Source organism: Allobaculum sp. JKK-2023, assembly GCF_034745455.1.
In the GTDB taxonomy this organism is placed as follows: domain Bacteria; phylum Bacillota_I; class Bacilli_A; order Erysipelotrichales; family Erysipelotrichaceae; genus Allobaculum.
On sequence record NZ_JAYERV010000003.1, the window covers coordinates 864,829 to 885,306 of the forward strand.

Annotated in this window: 17 protein-coding genes; 8 read left to right on the forward strand and 9 right to left on the reverse strand. The window is 45.0% G+C overall.

Annotated elements, in window-relative coordinates:
* Positions 1-1,590, reverse strand: a complete 1,590-nt coding sequence (locus U4956_RS03480) for a diacylglycerol/lipid kinase family protein (protein WP_323089058.1) — start codon at positions 1,588-1,590, stop codon at positions 1-3.
* Between the two features lie 981 nt (positions 1,591-2,571).
* On the opposite strand from U4956_RS03480, the gene U4956_RS03485 reads away from it, so the two are divergent.
* From U4956_RS03485 to U4956_RS03515, 7 genes are all read left to right on the forward strand, one after another.
* A complete protein-coding gene (locus U4956_RS03485) occupies positions 2,572-4,452 on the forward strand; it encodes an MraY family glycosyltransferase (protein WP_323089059.1) in 1,881 nt (626 codons plus the stop codon).
* A 1,262-nt stretch (positions 4,453-5,714) separates the two neighbouring features.
* Positions 5,715-5,873, forward strand: coding sequence for a hypothetical protein (locus U4956_RS03490; RefSeq protein WP_323089060.1), 159 nt, complete (start codon positions 5,715-5,717; stop codon positions 5,871-5,873).
* Positions 5,857-6,039, forward strand: a complete 183-nt coding sequence (locus tag U4956_RS03495; protein WP_323089062.1) for a hypothetical protein — start codon at positions 5,857-5,859, stop codon at positions 6,037-6,039. Before U4956_RS03490 ends, U4956_RS03495 begins: the two co-directional genes overlap by 17 nt.
* Positions 6,040-6,319: 280 nt before the next feature.
* Positions 6,320-6,559: a hypothetical protein gene (locus tag U4956_RS03500; RefSeq protein ID WP_323089063.1), complete on the forward strand. Its 240-nt coding sequence runs from the start codon at positions 6,320-6,322 to the stop codon at positions 6,557-6,559.
* Between the two features lie 406 nt (positions 6,560-6,965).
* A complete protein-coding gene (iscB, locus tag U4956_RS03505) occupies positions 6,966-8,264 on the forward strand; it encodes an RNA-guided endonuclease IscB (protein WP_323089064.1) in 1,299 nt (432 codons plus the stop codon).
* Positions 8,265-8,419: 155 nt separating this feature from the next.
* A complete protein-coding gene (locus tag U4956_RS03510; RefSeq protein ID WP_323089065.1) occupies positions 8,420-9,004 on the forward strand; it encodes an abortive phage infection protein in 585 nt (194 codons plus the stop codon).
* Position 9,005: 1 nt separating this feature from the next.
* On the forward strand, positions 9,006-9,842 hold the full coding sequence (locus U4956_RS03515; protein ID WP_323089067.1) for a nucleotidyl transferase AbiEii/AbiGii toxin family protein: 837 nt from the start codon (positions 9,006-9,008) through the stop codon (positions 9,840-9,842).
* A 426-nt stretch (positions 9,843-10,268) separates the two neighbouring features.
* Here U4956_RS03515 and rfbD read toward each other — a convergent pair whose 3' ends face one another.
* The 4 genes from rfbD to rfbA form a co-directional block, all read right to left on the reverse strand.
* Entirely contained in the window at positions 10,269-11,135 is an 867-nt protein-coding gene (gene rfbD, locus U4956_RS03520; RefSeq protein WP_323089068.1) for a dTDP-4-dehydrorhamnose reductase, read from the reverse strand.
* A gap of 235 nt (positions 11,136-11,370) precedes the next feature.
* Entirely contained in the window at positions 11,371-12,405 is a 1,035-nt protein-coding gene (gene rfbB, locus U4956_RS03525) for a dTDP-glucose 4,6-dehydratase (protein WP_323089069.1), read from the reverse strand.
* Positions 12,406-12,743: 338 nt separating this feature from the next.
* Positions 12,744-13,325, reverse strand: coding sequence for a dTDP-4-dehydrorhamnose 3,5-epimerase (gene rfbC / locus U4956_RS03530; RefSeq protein ID WP_323089070.1), 582 nt, complete (start codon positions 13,323-13,325; stop codon positions 12,744-12,746).
* A 169-nt stretch (positions 13,326-13,494) separates the two neighbouring features.
* Positions 13,495-14,388: a glucose-1-phosphate thymidylyltransferase RfbA gene (rfbA, locus tag U4956_RS03535; RefSeq protein WP_323089071.1), complete on the reverse strand. Its 894-nt coding sequence runs from the start codon at positions 14,386-14,388 to the stop codon at positions 13,495-13,497.
* 196 nt (positions 14,389-14,584) lie between these two features.
* Here rfbA and U4956_RS03540 point away from each other — a divergent pair, with 196 nt between their 5' ends.
* Entirely contained in the window at positions 14,585-14,857 is a 273-nt protein-coding gene (locus U4956_RS03540; RefSeq protein ID WP_323089072.1) for a hypothetical protein, read from the forward strand.
* 8 nt (positions 14,858-14,865) lie between these two features.
* On the opposite strand, the gene U4956_RS03545 is transcribed toward U4956_RS03540, so the two are convergent.
* From U4956_RS03545 to U4956_RS03560, 4 genes are all read right to left on the reverse strand, one after another.
* Complete coding sequence (locus U4956_RS03545; protein WP_323089074.1) at positions 14,866-15,819, reverse strand: glycosyltransferase; 954 nt, start codon at positions 15,817-15,819, stop codon at positions 14,866-14,868.
* Between the two features lie 498 nt (positions 15,820-16,317).
* On the reverse strand, positions 16,318-17,280 hold the full coding sequence (locus U4956_RS03550; RefSeq protein ID WP_323089076.1) for a glycosyltransferase: 963 nt from the start codon (positions 17,278-17,280) through the stop codon (positions 16,318-16,320).
* Positions 17,281-17,819: 539 nt separating this feature from the next.
* Complete coding sequence (locus U4956_RS03555; RefSeq protein WP_323089077.1) at positions 17,820-18,968, reverse strand: hypothetical protein; 1,149 nt, start codon at positions 18,966-18,968, stop codon at positions 17,820-17,822.
* A gap of 389 nt (positions 18,969-19,357) precedes the next feature.
* On the reverse strand, positions 19,358-20,395 hold the full coding sequence (locus U4956_RS03560) for a C39 family peptidase (RefSeq protein ID WP_323089079.1): 1,038 nt from the start codon (positions 20,393-20,395) through the stop codon (positions 19,358-19,360).
* Positions 20,396-20,478 lie beyond the last annotated feature (83 nt).

The window sequence follows — 20,478 nt, forward strand, 5'->3', positions numbered from 1 at the left end:
TCAGTGTTTCCTTTCTGCCAGATGGACTTCCCTATGGTACGGCATGATTTTCGTTTCGCTGTCCGTCCACTTTTCTTCTGTATTTACCGACTTTTCGTTTCCATGCATCCACTTCATCCGATTTTCTTCTTCTTTTGTGTTGGGCCAGGTTTCTTGTTTGCTTTCTGGTCTTTCTTCCCTGGGGATTTCTTGCTCTGGCCTTTTTTGTTCGGGCATTTCTTGCTCTGACCTTTCTTCCTCTTTCATACTTTCTGACTTTTCTTTCCCGGCTGATCTTTCTTTTTCACTTGCCAGCTTGTTTTCGCTTCTTTTTTCCAGCGTATTTTTCTGTCGCTGTTGCGGCGTGTGGTTTTTTTCTTGTTCTGGCGTGTGTTTCTTTCCTTGTTCTGGCGCCTTCCCCTTTTCCAGCTTTTCTTCAGCGGCAAAATTTTCGGATGAATTCGTTGGGCTGGAAGAATCCGCCGCACCGGAAGAATCTGCCGCCTTGATATGGTAGATCAGGCTGTCCTGCACGGCCATAATATAGGTGCCCTGCTCGGTTTTGATCGGGTGGTATTCATCGGGATCTTTCCAGAAACTGCGAAGAGCGCCGCGTTGGTGGGATTCTGTTTTTTCGGCAGTCCTCTTGGCGGCCGATCCTCCCTCTTCCACATCCGCATACCGCACCAGGCTTGAGCCTTCGGATTGAATGTAGTCCTGGGACAAAGCCATTTTCAGCGCTTTGGCAACAGCTCTGGCCATGACATGATCGTGCCGGCCGCCAAATTCCCCATCGAGTGTCCAGGCCGCCTGCTTACATTCAAAATCAAACCAGGGAGACTGGACCTGGATAAACAGCGGATTGGAAAAATCAGAGCGGGTAATCCCCGCAATGATCGCATTGAGTTCAATCAGATTCATTGGCCGGCGGATAAACAATCCTTCCAGCAGGCCGTCATGCCAGTTGAACAGGTCTTTGGTAAAAACATCCGTTCCGGCGACATATCTTGAATTGGAGACCATGCCATACAGAAAATCCCCTTCACAGGCATTATCCTGCCATGAGATTTTCATCGTTTCGCAATTGTTTTCCCAGTGCGCAAAGTCCACGGTATTGAGCGCTTCAAGAATATAGGCCGTTGGACCCAGTCTTTTCTTTTTTTCCTGCGGTGTCTTATAGGAAACGCTTGTGCCCACGCCAAAGGCTGCGACATAGCTGAAATATTCGTCATTGAACTGGCCGACATCCAGATACGTCCAGCTCTCCCCCGCTGCAACTTTGGCCGCCGGCAGAATTTCCCTTGGAATATCATGTGTATTGGCAAAGTCATTGACGGTTCCGGAGGGCACATAGCCTAAGATTGGCAAATCATGGCCCGCAATCCAGCCATTGATCGCTTCATGCATCATGCCATCCCCGCCGCAGACAACAATTCGATCATAGAGATGTCCCTGGGTTTCAATCATGGATTTTGCATCCCCGGCCCCCTGCGTCGGGTAGACGGTCACCAGATATCCATTTCGGGTAAGTTCATCTACCAGTTCGGACAACGATCCCTGAATCCGGCCATCCCCGGAGCAGGGATTGTAGAGCATGAGCATTTTGAGCATCGCCAACGCCTCCTCATTTCTATGTGCAGTTTTGTTTCTTTTTTCCCTTACTTGTCGATTATACTTGTTTCTGTTCCTTATACTTGTTTCTGGTTTTCTATTGCTTGTTTCCGGTTCCTGTTTGACTCGCTTCTGGTTTTCTATTGCCTGTTTTCCGATTCCTGTTTGACTTGTTTCTGGTTTTCCTGGTTCTTCTTTTGTCTTCCGATTCGACTTCTGATCCCTTTGTGAGTCTTTGAAGATCTGTTTTTCTGTTGTCGAATTGTCTGGCGAACATTTTTCTGCGGGCAGACCGGCAAGAGATCGTCACTTCAGAAGATCATTGTAATCAGTTCAACCTGCTTCGAAAACACCATTCTTCGCATTTCTGTTTCACTTTTATATCCGTCTGAAAAAATGAAAAGAAGTTTGTTGAAATGGTACGGGTGTTTCACTTTGGAAAACCTTTCATCGTTTCCTTCCCTTTGAATCCGGTCTGGTTATCCGCCGAGTTTCTGCCGGTTTTCAATTATGATCGGTCTGGGCAGTTGAAAACTCTATTTTAAATAGACCAGACGCTGCAACAATCCTGATCCGATTGTACCGGCTGAAACTGGATTTCAGCGGCTGTGCGCTTAGGATTTAGCTGGCGATTTTCTTTCATTTCCTTTGGAGGATCTGCCCTTGCCTGATTCCATCAGGACGTTCAGTTTTTGTGAATATGAAAGCGGGCGGCTTGCCAAAAACTTTGCCTGAATGGGGATCAAAACCAAAAGTACAAAGTCCAAACGCGCTGGAAGGTGGCAAGGGCGCCTTGATCATGTAAAATAAGAACGATCTGCCCAAAGGATGTAGATCATCTTTTTTGTATCCAGTTTCAACTGGAGACCTTGTTTGAAGAACTTTTTGTTTTCTTTGTTTTTTATTTTTTTGTAAATCACGCCATGCTGGCCGGATGCTTTTTTTCGGGTCGAGTGTGGCGATCGCTGGAAGGGGGCTGCTATGAATACCATTCTGGCTTTTGGCGTTCCGTTTGGGCTTTCGGCCCTGTTGATCCCATTTGTCAAATGGATCTCAAAACTGACGGATGCCTGGGCCAAACAGAACAGCCGGACGATCCACCATGGCATTATTTCGCGCATTGGCGGGATCGCAATTTTTCTGTCCTTTTCAATCGGGATGATTCTGTTTTTTAAACCAGACCGCTCGATTCTGGGGATTTATCTATGTACCTCGCTCATGTTTTTAATTGGGCTCTGGGATGATTTTGTCGATCTGCCTGCCAAGTTTAAATTTCTTTTGCAGGTGCTGGCGGCCTTGATTCTGCTCTATTATGGCGTCGGGGTCGATACGCTGCGCATCCTTGGCTGGAAGATTACCAATCCCGTGGTATGCGCCGCGTTTACCGTGGTGTGGGTAGTCGGCATTACCAATGCGATCAACCTGCTGGATGGTCTGGATGGCCTTTGCGGGGGCATGATTCTGGTCGTACTTTCGATTGTCTGTGCGATTTCCATTGTGGACCGGCGCGGGGACATGGTGCTGCTGTCTTTGATTTTAATGGGATCAATTTTAGGATTCCTGCTCTATAACTCGCATCCGGCTTCCATTTTCATGGGCGACTGTGGATCGTTGTTTTTAGGCAGTACGATTGCTTCCCTGTCGCTTTTAGGCTTTAAGTCTTCCACCATGATGACCTTAAGCTTTCCGATTCTGATTCTGCTTCTGCCAATTATTGATACGTTCTCGGCCATTTTAAGGCGAAAGATCAAACGGATCCCGATGGATCAGGCGGATCGTTCACATCTGCACCATCAGCTGATGAAGCGCTTTGGCCAGACCAACAGCGTCATCATCATGTGCGGCTTTACATTCGGATTTGGATTGAGTGCCTTTATTTACATCTACAACCGGATCGCCGGTCTGGTTGTCATGTGTGTCCTTCTTTTCTGTATTGAAGTCTTTATTGAACGAACCGGCATGATTTCTTCTTCATTCCATCCGGTGCATTCGATCTACCGGGCTTTTCGCAAGCTGCTGCGCAAGATCTTTGGCCGGCAGAATTTTGAAGATCTGTTTGATCAAAGTGAAGACAATTCAAAAACAGGATCCAAAGCGCAAGCCGATGCCAAGAAGGACTCTGAAGCTTCTTTTCAAGAAAAGCAGCCATCCACTGCAGCCAGTGCTTCCTTGAAGCCTGGAAAGATCGCCCGCTTTGTTTCAGATTCTCAGACAATGTCCTTTACGGATACCAGCCTGGATCTGAAGATTCGCGATGAGCTGATGGCTTCGATGCACGAAGGCCGGGATTCAACGCTGGAGCTGAGTGATGTCCTGTTTGAAAAAACGCGTCTGGATTCAGATTTCAATGCGGCTGATCTGAATGCTGGCAACGTCACCGCTGCTTCCCTTTTCCGTCCCCAGAAACCAAAAGAAAAGAAGGACCGCCAGAAAGAAACCGTGGGCAATTACACGCACACCGGCGTGTACGAGACTTCAACGCCTGAACAATCATCGAATGCCGCCATTCGAAAGGATGGATCAGATTCGAAGATAGCCAGTGTGGATGAAATCACCCGAATTGCGATTGAACAGGCTTCCCATCAGGAACGAAAAGAAGCCCAATCCATCATGCAGGCACTGACTGGAATTGAAGTGAGGGCATCCGATCAAGCCAGATCCGCCAAAGCGTCTGATTCAAACCAGACAAAAGACTCAAATCCGGCTTCCTATCCACTGGTCGACGTTTCCAAGACGTCGATGCAGCCCCGAATGGATCTGGCCATCGAAATGGACGAAGCTTCAAAAACATCTTCTGACGGATCCAATGAGACTGAAACAAGATCAAAATCCGATTTAGAGTCTGAACCCAAAGAGCATTAGACTCTGCATTTCTGTTCTGTTTGGAATTTTCAATCTTTACCTATCACCCGCTGCTTTTGCGGCGGGTTTTTTCGTGCGCTTTGCATCCATGCATCTGAAACTATCCTTCTGGAACCGGTGCATATCAATCTCTCTAAAGATGAGAGAAAAACAAAGAGAAAAAAGAAGAGACTGTGATTGATTTTGATCAGAAACCTCTGTACAACAGCTCCTTTTTCTATTTGTTTTTCTCTTTCTGATCATTTAATTAATTTATAAGTTAATCTATCAATCTGTATATTAATATGTACAAATAAAGTAATTTATTTTTTGTACGCACCATCCTTCAGATGCCAAAAAAAAAAAACGAAATCCGCTCTGGAATTTCGGCCGGTTTCGATCGGGTTGAATATCAAATGGCATTCCTTTTTCTGTTTCTGGTCCATTTTTCACTGCGATAATTGTGAATATTTCAGATAGAAGATTCAATTTTATACCTGCAAAATTTACGCATTTCCTTTGCATGCCTGCCGTTTTCTCAAGCAAAATCAAAATGGAAGAAGTATCTATTAGAATTAATATTAAAACGAATGGATCATATTTATTTTATTTGTTTCTTCATATACTGGATATTTAAAGGACGAATCTGCTTCAACTTCACGAAAGCACAAAAAAAGGCCACCGGATAAGCGAGAGAGAATATCCAGCAGCTTTGTTGAAGAGCCCAGGAGTGTCAGGAGGGGTTCAAAGGAATCTGGCTGCAGTGAGAAATTTGTTCAGGATTTCTTCCAGATCTCTGATCCTGATCACGGGCAGAAGCCTGTCTCCCGTGTGTACAAAACCGACCGACTGGTATGTACAGGGACGGGATTGCACTCAAATTATTGCGGACTCTTCGGCTAATTATTTTAACGGATTTTTACGAAATTTCAGTACCAAACGATAAATCTCGATCACTTTCTGACGAAGATAGCACTTTTTATTTTGTGTCCGTTTTCAAACCGGTAAAAAAAGACACAATCTCTCTTTTTAAAAGAGAACCGGTTTGCGAAGGAATGAACAAGACCTGGCCAGAAGCTAAAGCCATTTCTTCTTTTTAGGACTCTGAAAAATAAAACTTCTCTTAAACCGACACCTTTCTCCTTTACCAAAACCTTCCTGGCTTGGCTTGGGTTGACAAAGAGGTTTCGAATCAGATCCGGGAAATTTTTTCAAAAAAACTGGCAAACAGCAAAACAGATTCCGTTTTTTGCGTATATGGAGTCAGAAGGATACGCAAAATTATGAAGAAAACACCTAAACAAAAAGAAGCAGTTCGAAGTCAAAAACTGTTTTGCCAACAAAAAGTAGATCAAATGGTTGCTGATTCCTGTTTTCTGGATAATTCATTCAGCGGATCAAGCAAAAGAAGAAAGGCGAAAAATTATGACAAGTACTTTTAAAGAGCTTTTTGATGAAATAGTTGAAGAAGCAGTCGAAGAAGCCTTCGAAAAAGACCTCAAAGAAGCAAAAGAAAAAGCCTGGCAAGCGCAGGAAAAAGTCGGGGCTCTTACGCAAATATTGTGTTTAGCTATCATCATTATTATCGACGATAGCAATTGCCGCTAAGCCCAATAACCCAAGATGCGATAGGCCAACTCATCTCGAATTAGGTATTGATTATTTAATCAACAATATGAATGATGCAAGCTTATTCATTCGCTAGGATTACTCGTGTTAAAAACTACATTTGCGTAAGATCCTTATTTCAGACCTGCCTGCTTCAAGATTTTTGATTTCAACCCTTTTAATGGAGCAGTTGAGAAAACGAGACCAAAAGAGATGAGTAAAACCTATAATTTGATATCACAGTTGTGTGGGATATCCCACTTTGGAAGGAGGCTGCTTTATGGAAGTGACCAACCAATATAATGCACATCTCGACGCGAAAAAACGTTTAACGCTTCGGAGAGCATCGTTTCAATACTACAATGTAAAAAAATATGCTAATAGCTGTATTGTTTTGGAACCGCGCCAGTTAACCAAGCCAAAAAGCATTTCTGCTCGGACACTCAAAGCAATGGACCAGGCAGTTCGCAATTTTAAAGTTGAAGAAGTTTCAGAACCGGTTGATCTTTCTGACTTTTGAGGACTTAGTGGATGAGTAAACAGTACCCATGAATTCGTACAGCGTTTTTAGATCGCCCCCTGAGTACGACAACATGTTTAGATCTTCTGGGATACCATTCTGAAAAGATCTCACTGACCCCATGGCAAGCCATGGGGGTTGAAATACACCCCTGTTGCTTGACAGGACAGCTTCGGCTGTTGTCTGTGAGTAGCCTTGGTGAATATTGTCTTCGGACGATACGAACTCCGTTGTTTATGTCATCACACCTTAGGATATCGTTCTAGTCTTAAGCTCTGTGGCTCTGCTTTAAAAACCTGTTCGGGGTAACAGGCGGTGAGTTTGAACGTAAAAAGCATTTACAACATTGGCGAAGGACACCTTACAGCCTTCGGGCTGGTTTATTTACCGAAAGGAGGCATCTGTAATGCCGGAAGCTTTGACCTATGTTCTGGACATTGATGGCAATCCATTGATGCCGACCAAACGATGCAAAAAGGTTTGCAGACTCTTAAAAGCAAAGAAAGCTAAAGTCGTAAAGAGAACTCCTTTTACCATTCAGCTTTTATATGAACCTGATAGTCATGTGGTTCAGCAGATCACATTAGGCGTCGACGCAGGATCTAAACATATTGGATTGTCCCCATGTACAGACGCAAAAGAACTCTATGCAGAAGATGCAAAGTTGAGAACCGATGTGTCTAAAAAACTGACCGCAAGAAGAGAGGCGAGAAGAACAAGAAGAAACCGCAAAACAAGATATCGAAAGCCAAGGTTTAACCACCGGGTGCATTCAAAACACAAAGGATGGCTGGCGCCTTCTGTGGAACAAAAGATTACATGCCATTTAAATGTCATCCGGAAAGTGACAAAGATCCTGCCCGTTTCAAAGATCGTAATCGAGACAGCCTCTTTTGATACACAGAAACTGAAAGCACAGCTTGCAGGGCAAAAACTTCCTGAAGGCAAAGATTACCAGAATGGTGAAATGAAAGACTGGCTCAACATCAGAGACTATGTACTGTCCAGGGATGGATACACTTGCCAGTGCTGCAAAGGAGAATCCAAAGATAAGGAACTGCAGGTCCATCATATTCATCAAAGAAAAGATGGCGGCAGCAGCCGTCCGGAAAACCTGGTTACGCTCTGTAAACACTGCCATCAGGAATACCATAAAGGAAATATCGAACTTCCAGATAAGATTCTTAAGCCGGCTTCATTTGCAGATGCGGCTTTTATGGGGGTCATGCGAAAGACTCTGCTGGAAAGAGCGCAGACAGAATTTGCTCCCATTCCTGTAGAAGAAACATTCGGATATCTGACCAGAGCAAAACGTCTTGGGCATGGTCTTGCCAAAGAGCACTACGTTGATGCGAGATGCATTGCAGGCCATCCAGAAGCAAGACCCGCTCAAACCGTCTTTTTTAGCAGGAAAGTGCGATGTCATAACCGACAGATTCATAAATTCAATCCTTCTAAGGGCGGCATCAGAAAACTGAATCAGTCCGCAAAGGTCATTATGGGCTTTCAGCTGTTCGATAAGATCAGATACCAGAAAACAGAGTGTTTTATCTTTGGAAAACGAACATCAGGCAGATTCGATATCAGGATGCTTGATGGAACCAAGATATCTGCTTCTGTTTCCTGGAAGAAATTAAAAAGACTTGAGTCATCGAATGGATGGCTTATTGATAAGCGACAAAACAATATTGTAAACATTGAATAGGTGGTGTAGGCGGCAATTCCTCCCCACAGCAAGCTATGGGGTTTCCTTGCCGCATTAGATGACGCATATCTCAAAGAAGAAAACCACACAGTTGACTGCGTTTGTCTACCGTGCGCATTTTGAATATAATATAAGCACGAAAGGATGGTGATTCCATGAATGAGATGGCAAGATTAGTTCAAAATCACGATTATCTGACACCGAAAATTGCGGGACAATCCGGCGTTTCAAAATATGAATTCTATAAATATGTCCATGAGAATGGGCTGGAGCCTGTAAGTCGGGGAATCTATTCTGCGAGGGACGAATGGATAGATGAATTATATGTTCTGCATCAGAGGTGCCCTCATGCTGTTTTTTCCCATGATGAAGCATTTTACTATCACGGGCTGACAGACAGGGAACCAATCGTTCATACCTTTACCATTTACAGTGGATATAATACGCATCGTCTTACAGCAGATGGAAGTAGTAAATCGTACACAATTAAAAAAGAGTTGCTGGATGTGGGGAAGATTATTGTGAAAGACAACAATGGCAATCTGATTCCGATGTATGACCTGGAAAGAACGATCTGCGACTTAATGAGAAGTAGAAGTTCCATTGAAGTACAGGATTTTAGCTCCGCTCTTAAGAGGTATGTTTCCAGAAAAGACAAAAATCTGAATCGGCTTATGGAGTATGCCAAGCTGTTTCGGGTGGAAAATGTGATCCGCAGATATATGGAGGTATTATTGTAAAATGCAGCTTACGCCAGAGCAGGTTAAGGGAAGAATAAAAAATGTAGCAAAGAAAAATAATGCGGATGCCAGAACGCTCATGCGTATTTATATGATGGAACGTTTTCTGGAACGACTGTCTAACTCTAAGTATAAAGACAACTTTGTCATCAAAGGTGGGATGCTTGTGACTGCAATGGTAGGAGTAGCTAACCGTTCTACGATGGACATTGATACAAGCCTCAAAAATCAGAATCTCTCGGCAGAAGATGCCAGAAAAATTATTAATGAGATAGCAAACATTGATCTTGATGATGGGGTAGTTTTCGAAATCAAGGAAGTTTCCAATATTATGGATGAAATGGAGTATCCGGGAATTCGCCTTACAATAAACGCTATGATGGAAAAACTGATCACACCAATGAAAATCGACATCTCAACAGGAGATGTAATTACTCCACGAGCAATCGAGTATCAATACAAACTGTTGCTAGATGGTCGCAGCATTCAATTGTGGTCCTATAATCTTGAAACCATTTTATCCGAAAAGCTTCAGACAGTCCTTGTGAGAGGCCTTCTGAATACAAGAATGAGGGATTTCTATGATATAAATATGCTCCTGTCGATCTATAAGCAGGAGATTGATGAGGATATTCTGAAAAAAGCATTCCAAGCAACCTGCGAAAAGCGAGGGACCGAGAGCCTGAAGACAGAAGGAACTCGAATTATCACTGCGGTTGAAAAAGATACACAGTTACGCCACCTGTGGAAATCGTATCAAAAAAAATATTCGTATGCTGCGGATATCAGTTACGAGGATATTATTGGAAGTGTGAAACACCTATATCGTAAAGTTTAATATTTCATCTCCATTCATCTCCTGCTAAAGAGTTCTGTCAGAAACGATAGAACTCTTTTGTTCTGTATAAACGTAAATAAACATCGCTCATTTTAAACTAGAATAAACAGTACCCATGAAGTCGTACAGCGTTTTTAGATCAGCCCTGAATCCGACAGCATTTCGATCCTCTGAAATACCACTCTGAAAATAAATAGCATCAGTTGGTGTATCCACCATTTTATATTCGACACTTCGTTCGCCCCAGCCACAAAAAGAAAAATAGTGTGAATGATAAAGGTATTCCTCATTCACACTATTTTGACTGGTTCTTATTTTTCTGGTTTTTTTTTGGCTCTGACATTGAGAAACCAGGAGTTCGAAACCAAATGATTCAAATTGTATTGAAAGACAGTTCGGCTAAACCTGACCGTCAGCTTTCAAGCTTTAAAGTTCGCCAGTTGTCTTGAGATATTCCAGATAACGGCTTAAGGCATCCTGCCAGGCAGGAAGCTGTTCAAAGCCATTGGCACTCAGTTTTTCCAGATTGAGACGGGAGTTGGTTGGGCGCTTTGCCTTGGCAGGATACTGGTCGGATCCAACAGGAACGACTTTCACTTTGTTCATACCTGCCTGATGGAAGATTTCTTTGGCAAAATCGTACCAGGAGATAAAGTCACCGGTATTGCAGACATTGTAGATACCGTATTTATCGGTTTCGATCATATCGACGGTCAGTTTGGCAAGGTCAACAGTATAGGTTGGCAGGCCCACCTGGTCGTCAACAACGGTCAGCGTGTCTCTGCTCTTGCCTAAACGGATCATGGTGCGGATGAAGTTCTGTCCGCTTGCTCCAAATACCCAGGAAATACGCAGAATCCAGTTTTTCGGATTCTGAAGAACGTAGTCTTCGCCTTCGGATTTTGTTAAACCGTAAACATTGAGCGGGTTCTTTTCGTCGTCTTCTTTCCATGGCGTTGTTCCCTGACCATCAAAAACATAGTCAGTGGAGAAATACATTAATGGGATATCGAGATCGCGGCATACGTCCGCAATATATTTGGTTCCTAATGCATTGACGGCTTCAACCGTTTCGAACAGTTCTGGTTCTTCGGCCTTATCAACGGCTGTCCAGGCTGCGCAATGGACAACAACATCGTAGTCACCACGGGAGATGACTTCTTCAACCTGTTCTTTGTTTGTGATATCCATTTCGGCAACATCAACGCCGACTGGGTTGTATCCTCTTTTTCTGGCTTCGATGCACACATCGTTGCCAAGCTGGCCTTTGGCTCCGGTTACAAGGATTTTCATAATTTCCTCCTTTGAAAAACCGGATACAGAAGATTCGATTCCGGATCCGGCTGGTTGATTGTATAAGAATTTTAGATGGAAGCGGGTATTCGTGCTCCAATCTGAAAAAAGTGTTCGTTTAATTGTTCACTGAATGGCTCTCTGCTTAAAGAGGGCTTCAGGTTTCAGAAAATGTATGGAATGAAAACAATCTTCAAAAGATAATTTCGATTGTCTGATTCAGGAACGGGTACTCTTATTCAGAAACACGGCCCTTGTCGATGTACATTTTCTGGAAGTAGTTCTGATAGTCACCGGACAGAATGTTTTTCCACCAGTCTTCATTGTCGAGGTACCACTGGATCGTTTTCGCAATTCCAGTATCGAAGTTTTCTTCTGGCACCCAGCCCAGTTCGTTTTCGATCTTTGTTGGGTCGATCGCGTAACGACGGTCATGGCCTTTGCGGTCTTCGACGTAAGTGATCAGGCTTTCTGGTTTGTCTACAGCTTTTAAGACAGTTTTTACAACTTCAAGGTTTGTCTTTTCGTTGTGTCCGCCAATGTTGTACGTTTCGCCGACTTTCCCTTTGCGCAGGATCAGGTCGATGGCTTTGCAGTGGTCAAGAACGTAGAGCCAGTCACGAACGTTGGCGCCATCCCCATACACTGGTAATTTTTCATCCGCTGTTGCACGGGAGATCATTAATGGGATCAGTTTTTCAGGGAACTGGTATGGACCGTAGTTGTTGGAGCAGCAGGAAATCGTGATGGGCAGACCGAATGTGCGGTGGTAAGCACGTACGAACAGGTCAGCAGCTGCTTTTGAAGAAGAATATGGAGAGCTGGTGTGGATTGGTGTCTCTTCTGTAAAGAACAGATCTGGGCGATCCAGTGGCAGGTCACCATACACTTCGTCCGTGGATACCTGGTGGAATCTCTTGATGCCATATTTAACGGAAGCGTCCAGGAGAGTGGTTGTTCCCAATACGTTAGTCTGAACGAAGATGGATGGATTTTCGATGGAACGGTCAACATGGCTTTCAGCAGCAAAGTTTACGACTACATCTGGTCTTTCTTTTTCGAACAGGTTGAAGATGAATTCGCGATCCGCGATATCGCCTTTGTAGAATTTGTAGTTTGGCTTGTTTTCTACGTCCTTGAGGTTTTCAAGGTTGCCCGCATAGGTCAGTAAGTCGAGGTTGATGATTTCATCTTCCGGATGTTCGTTGACCATGTAGTTGACGAAGTTGGCACCGATAAAGCCAGCGCCGCCGGTTACTAAAATTTTCATAGAATACTTCCTTTTCTAAGTGGTGCAGATCTTTAAGGTCAATGATTCTGACAGGCAAAGCCTGCTCATTGGCCCAATGGGCAAGGCAGGTGTTCAGGCCTGCCTTGTTTTTTCTTTGGGGATCTGCGGGATGCACCCATTCAAATGCATGGGATATTTCTCAATTCTTCCAGGAAGGAAGAGGGGGTTTGCTTGATTGTATTGCTTAGTTTTGTTCCTGTGATCAGGTTCTATTCCTGTTGACAGGTTTTGCTCCTGTGATCAGGTTTTGCTGGTGTGATCCAGTCCTGCTGGGGATTCGAGGATCGATTCCTGTTTTCAGGGGCGGGTTTTGCCGCTTACTTTTTGATCATTTCTTCATAAACGAAGTGATTGTTGCTGTCGGCAAGTTCAGGCGCGATTTTGTCTTTATCAGAAAGAATGGCTTCGCGTCCTTCTAACAAAGTTCCCCAGTCTACATTAACGGTTGGATCATCGTAGCGGATGGCGCCTTCGGATTCTTTGTTATAGACGTTGTCGACTTTGTAGCGGAACTCAACATCCGGGCTGAGGGTTAAGAAACCATGCGCAAAGCCCTGCGGGATGAAGAACTGACGATGGTTGTCTGCAGACAGTTCACAGGAGACCCATTTGCCAAAAGTCGGGGAACCCTTGCGGATATCCACCGCTACGTCAATGACACGGCCTTTTGTGCAGGAAACGAGTTTGGATTGTGCATACGGCGGATTTTGCCAGTGCAGGCCTCTGACTGTTCCTTCGGCTGCGGAAAAGGACATGTTATCCTGGACGAAGTCGACATCAATGCCCAGTTTTTCATATTTGGGCTTGGAATACGTTTCAGTAAAGTAGCCGCGATGATCGCCGAACACATCGGTGTCGATGATCAGCACGCCTGGAATTGCGGTTTCAGTAACTTTCATGATGCTTTTGTCCTTCCAGACTTAAGGCCGGCCAATAAAAATCCTGTGCCACGCCTTTCAGTCTTTTCTTATTTCTTTCTGTTTTCTGTAAAATCTCTTCTTGTTTATAAGCTTCTAATTTCGAAATTTAATCAGATCAATATGGTTCTCTATGGTATTTTTCTATATTCTAGGAACGTTTATCGACGTATTTGCGGTCAATCAGCTTTTTGAGGTAGGCGCCATACTGGTTCTTTTTATAAATTTCGTAAGCGTCTTTTAACTGATCGAGTGTAATCCAGCCCTGACGGAAGGCAATTTCTTCCAGGCAGGCGATTTTGCGATGCTGGTGTTCTTCGACAGTTTTAACGAAGTTGGTCGCATCCACTAAGGATTCATGCGTCCCGGTATCTAGCCATGTAAAGCCATCGCCAAGCAGTGTGACATTCAAGCGGCCCTGATCGAGATAAATCCGGTTCAGGTCGGTGATTTCAAGTTCGCCGCGGGCGGATGGTTTCAGATTTTTTGCATAGTTGACAACGTCGTTGTCATAGAAATACAAGCCGGTTACCGCATAGTTGGATTTGGGGTTTTCCGGTTTTTCTTCGAGCGAAATGGCTTTGCCGTTTTCATCGAATTCCACCACGCCAAAACGTTCCGGGTCTTCAACATAGTAGCCAAAGACAGTTGCGCCTTCTTTGCGGTTGGCGGCTTCTACCAGGCGCTTGGTCAGGCCATGGCCATGGAAAATGTTATCACCCAGGATCATGGCAACGGAGTCATCACCGATAAATCCTTCTTCATCTGCCAGGATGAAGGCCTGAGCCAGTCCATCGGGGGAAGGCTGGACTTTGTAGCTGAGATTCAGACCAAACTGATGGCCGTCCCCCAGCAATTCTTCAAAGCGGGGGGTGTCCTCAGGGGTTGAAATGATCATGATATCTTTAATTCCCGCTTCCATCAGAATGGACATTGGATAGTAAATCATCGGTTTGTCAAAAACGGGAAGCAGCTGCTTACTTGTGACTTTGGTTAAGGGATAAAGTCTGGTTCCGGACCCACCGGCAAGAATAATGCCTTTCATAGATTACAGATCTCCTTTTACATTCAGGCTTATTTTAACCACTAATCGTGCCAAATGAAACTGATTGCCATTTCAGGGGCTTATGTAAGCCTTCAACATTGATTTTCGGTCTGGATTGCGTGATCCTTGGCCAGCTTACAGGAAAATGAAACATTTTCACTTCTTTTTTAGGATACAGGTGCCTCATTCTTGACATTTGTCTGAAAACAAATTCAAAAAGCGTCCAGCCAGAATCTGGCTGGACGCAAAAGATCAACGAAACTTTATTTTTATGCCCGCACAGGCGGAAGAATCGGTTTGCCAAACGAAAGACTGGCAAGAAAAGCAAGATGAAACAGACCAGAAAAGATGGGCCAGAAAAGAGGAATCAGCAACAGAAGTGGATCACATCTTTCTTTTCCCAGTTCAATGCGCTGTTCAATTGTTCTATGCGCTTGTTCAATGCCCTATTCAGCACCTTCTTCAATAGGCCCGGATTCAATGTGCGCGGGATTGTGGCTTGCGTTTCCAGAGTGCTTTTACAATCTGCATGCGCCAGCGAATCTGCTCGCCTAAAGAACTTGGATGGAGTTGGCTGGCATTGTGATCATGGCGCCTGTAATCCACGAGGACTTCATCAATGAATTCAACCTCTCCCATGCGAAGTGCCTGCAGGCCGATCAGCTGATCATGCATGGGGATGGGCTTGGGAAAGGGCAGGCAGGCATCAATAACGGGTTTGGCCACTGCCATGCAGCAGCCAATGAACGAATTGCGGACCAGATTCTGGAAGAGACCATTTTTCGAGCCATGGGCTTTCATAAATGATGGTTCTAAAGTCTCCATCTCTTCGGAGCAGATTCTGGCATCGTGAACTAAAGCCGCCAGCTTTGGATTTTTCGCAAATTCATGGCGGATGACATCGAGCTTGTCACCTTTCCAGCGATCATCCTGGTCGGAAAGAACGATGACCGGATTATGCGCATAGCCAAGCGCATTTTCAAAGTTGGCAATCAATCCCTGCCCCGGCCCATGAACAAGCAAAATGTTCAAATCGACATTGGTACTTTGAATATTCTGAATAATCTGCTGGGTATTGTCGTTTGAGGGATCCAGGGAAACAATCAGCTCATCCTGATGCTCCATCTGGCAGACAATGCTCATCAGCTGTTCGCGGATGTATGGCTCGCCATTATAGGCAGCCAGCACGATCGACAGTGCCGGCAGATCTTCGTATTCTTCTGTTTCCAGTGCAGATTGGGCATGGAGATGTTTTCCCGAAGTCGGTTCATACCGGTCAATCGGGTCAATAGTATCGGCCATGCGAAATAATCTGGCCGGATTTTGCGTAGCCAGAAACTGTCCGGACAATTCACGAAAGGAAAGAGTATCGAGGAAGTCGCTGACTGGACTTTCTTTTCCTGTCCTGGCGGGCAGGGCTTTTGTATACATAGGGTTAGTCGTCATCTTGGTGCGGGAGGTTTTGAATCTCCTGCGCTTCCCTCCTTTCCTTTACTTATTTTAGGTGGTATTCAGTTTCTTCTTTCAGTTGATCTTCAGTTGCTTTTTTGGCTGATCTCCAGCCACCTTTTTAATCAGTCTTCAGTCTTGATCGCTTTAGACCTGATCTCTATGGACCGACTATGAACTGTTATACCATTTCTATGAATTCGAGAAATCCAAGCTTGTATGGATGAATCTGTTTCTCTGAATCCATTTTTGAACGTCTATGACAGTATCGTAAGCTACAAACGGCCAGATTTTCTTTTTCACGCCCTTTACAGAAACAGATGAAAGTCAGATCGTATCAGATTGCTGTCGATCTTCACTCTCTTTCGATCAGATTGAAAAGATCAGGAATACAAATTCAGGAAGATGGGAAGTCAGAAACTGACCTGAATTTTACCCGAATTCCTTTTCTTCCTGTTTTTTTCTTCCTGTGTTGCGAAGTCATTTCTTTTCCATCATCGTTTTCAGATCCATGCCCAGAGTCAGACGAAATCCCTTTGGAACCGGGGCAAAAAACAAAGGCAGAAGAATCATCGGATTTCTTTTTTTCAGACTTCTCGCCCGACGCGCATACATGTTGGCAACTTTATTCATCCGCACCTGTTGCCAGCTGGAAGCATGAAAACGTTTAGCCAGGGTCGAAAGTGACTTTTTCTGTTCGGCTTCTAAAAGGGCCGTCTGTGTGCGGGTCACGTAAGAAGTCCGGCGCGCAAGGCCCAGGGTGTTGGTTCCATGCTGGCGATACCCGATTAAGGGCTGGTCGAGATACCCCAGACCATTTTGAATGGCCGCAATCGCACTGATCGCCCAGTCATGCGGCAGATTCAGATCCACCGCCCTGTTCAGATACTGATCTTTAATCTCTCTGGTTAAAGCCAGGGTGCAGCCCGGGGCAAAATTATAGCCCATCAGATCTTCAAATGTGATTGGCGTAAATCCGCCGGGAATGACAGGCTTGCGGATGAGATTGTGGTTTCCATGATGGCTGGATACCTTATCTTCAATTTTTCTGTCTGCTCCATCAATCAGATCAAAGCTGCAGGCCAGAACCTGCAGGCCGGGTCTGACATCAAATTGCTTGGACATGATCTCGACTTTATCGGGGTACCACAGATCATCATGGTCGCACAAAAAGATCAAGTCTCCGCTTGTGGCGGCTAAAGCGTCCTGAAAAGTCGAAATAAAGCCCTGATTGGCTGGGTGAACAATCACCCTCCAGTTTTTCAGATGATGTTTTTCAATATAGGCGTGCAGCCTTTGCACGGTGTCATTGGTGGAGGCATCATCCACAATGATGACTTCATCGAACGGGACACTCTGACTGTTCAGACTGTCCAGCTGTTTTTCAAGATATGCATTGGAATTCCAGGTTGTAAGTGCACAACTGATCTTTTCTGTTTTCATCCGGTTCCCCTCCCCTCATGGACATATTCCAAAGGAAATTGAATCCTGATTTGAATTCGGTCATGAATTCAGGCTCGAAATGCTTCTGGCTTTGACTCCTTTAAATTGAATATGAATGATGCCGCGTCTAGGACTTCAGTCATTTTTGTTTTTTATTGAGGCAAAGCCAGCCCCTTATGCATTTGTGTCTTGCCAGGCTTAAAAAAGCGGCAGACCAGGCCGGTCTGGGATCCAGTTTGTGATCTGAATATGGGTTTGTGATCTGAATACAGATTTGTGATCTGAACATTGGTTTTTGATCTGGAATGCAATTTCAAATCTGATTTTCTTTCGATCTGGGTATCCGAATCCTTTTGCTCCTGTTCCTGTTCCTGTCTATTCTTGTCCGGATCAGGCTATTTCTTATCGGATATGCAAAGAATATCATCTGTTTTCCAATGGTATTTATCGTTTTCAGATCCTTTGGCATGTCGTTTCTGAGGACTGTTGATGACTCTAGGTCTTGTTTATTAAAACAAGATTGAAAACAAGCCGGTAAATTACCGGCTTGTCAGAATCTTATTTAAACGGCTTTCAAACGCATCGATTGAAAGCGTTTGTGTATACAGTCTGCGCGCATTGGCCCGCATCTGCAAGTTTTCTTCTTTGAGCGATTCAAGAACCTGTCTGGCGGCAAGTTCAAGGTCATCATGGTCAATGTTGATGCCGCACTTGCTGGTGTCGATCCAGTCATGCAGATCCCCCTGTAAAGAGTTGACAATCGGCAGGCCGCCTTTGAGATAGTCCAAAGACTTCATCGAAAGGCCAATGACCACTTCCGGCTTCATGAGATTAAGGCCAAAATGGCAGGCGTCAAAGATATCCTGCTTGGCCTGGGGATCATAGACCAGACCATGGTCAATCACATGGACAATGCCAGAGAGCTTTTCAACCATTTCCTCTTTCTTTTCCCCGTTGGCAATCACATGCAGATCAACAGGCATGCGGCTTGCCAGTAAGGAAAGAAAGGCCTGCATGGCCTCAAGGTCAATGATGTTATTGACGGAGCCTAGATAACACAAAGAAAGCCGATTGGCAGGAAGATTCAGTTTCGAATCGGTCTTGTCATCGGGAATGGACCAGTACAGGATTTGTGGACGGATTCCCGTCTGCTGCTCAATTCGACTTGCAAACAGGCCGCATTCCGCAAAGACTTTGTTGGCAGCAGACAGATGCGCATTGCGCAGATGTTTCCAGATCCACGCCGGCGGTGTTTTCTCAAAGCCTTTTACGGGCAGAGATTCGGGCCATAAGTCAATGAGATCAAAGTACAGCAGCACTTCTGGATGTTCTTTTTTATACTTGTCCATTTCACGGGCAATCGTATTGGCTGGCACCAGCGCATGAATCCGGTCAGGCTTCCAGGCTTCCAGATACTTGCGGGCATCTCTGGCAAATTCGGCATGGCCAAGCAGCCGCTGCCAGGAAAGATTTTTCTGATACGGCCGATGGTGCAGATAGTCTACGCCCCGCTTTCTGGAAGCGGGCGCAATGGGGGCTTTATGGCGATGCGAAAAATCCGGTGTCAGAATGATGACTTCCTCCCCGCGTGCTTCATAAAAAGCCTGCAGCTGCAGACCACGGGAAAGATAGACGTCACTGATGCACAGGATCGCAGTACGTATCGGTTTTCTTTGGGATGTATTCATAAAGGCGACCTCTTCTATCTAAGTGCGAAAATAAACCGCTAGACCGACCAGAAAGCTCGTCAGAATAAACACTGAAATCCATAAGAAATATTTTAATTTGCTTAACAAGGCCTTTTTTGTCATATCGAGACTATTATAGGAAATCCCGCCCACTTTTCCAAACTCTGCCATCAGGATGCAGCCGGCCATAACGCAAAAAAGAAGGAAGAAGCCTGTAAGCGGGTTCTTCCTTCTTCAAAAAGCAGAGGATTTCGATGATCTCAATCCTTTCCATGATTCAATGATCTCGATCCTTTTTATGCTGGTGGATGATCAAAGTTTATGCAGATGGATGGCCAAACTGTATGCGGGTGGATGATCAAAGTCTGCTCTGCTGTTTTTCGTTCTGGCTATTTCCAGTACGACCAGACGATGGCGGTTTCGGGCAGAACGTCATCGTAGTCCCACAGCTGCTCTGTGCGGGAGATGTTATTTGGATCATGAATGACCAGCTTGCCATCTTTTTCTTTCGCTGCCACCATGAAGTGGCCGACCTGGGTGAATTTACCCGGGACCATGTTGAAGATCAGCTTCTTGCCTTCATTGAGCGCCTGGGAAATTGACTCCTGATCCACTGGAATCGTCTCAACGTTCAGACCATATTCCGTGGCCGCTGCACTGAGCAGATCATGAGCACTGCCGGCTCCGCTGACATAAAAGCCGTTGTTTTCCGCATAGCTTTTTAAAACAGCTGGCGTAATGGTTGGATCTTGCAGAAGATAGCTGAACACCATGCTCAGACTCGTTGGTGCGCATCCCGCATAGTACATTGTGCTGTCACCATAAGGCAGATACCCCCAGTCCAGTGACCACTGATAGAGGGCCGGCATCTCCGTCAGGGATTCGCTGAGTTTTTCTGGCGGGTTCTGGTACTGGTCGCGCTCGGGATAGGCTTTGACAAAGTCATAGCGTTCCGTGTTATTGAGATAGAACAGCAGAATATCGTTATCATATTCACTGATATGGTCCAGGAAATACTTAGCCTGCGTGGCAGTGGTTGAATTGGTTTCACTGATATTTCCCTGGGCATCGGTGGAGTATCCTTCCAGGGCACTGGATTTTAAGGCGTCCAGGGTTTCCTGGGCGATATCACCGCTTGGCTGCTGGTTCTGGATCTGGCTGATTTCGCTTTGGAGTTCTTGCTGGTGCTGGACAGATTGTTCATAGGCAATGCTTTCCTGTCTGGCAATTTCGGCTTTCTGTTTCGGAATGAAGTAAAACTGCTGCAGGCAGAACGTAATCAGGGCGATCAAAAGCAAAACCACAACCAGTCCGCCGCCAAATACAAGCATCATCCGGCGTCGTCTGATTTTTTGGCGTCGTCTTTTGCGGGCTGCTTTTTGAGCAGGCGTTAAAGGTCTTCTTGAAGGTTGGGTAGAATTTGGCATTCAGGTTCCTCCGTTTCTTTCCAATTTCTGTTTCTATATTTCATTTTTTCTTATTTTCGTATTTTCTTGTTTTCGACTCATCG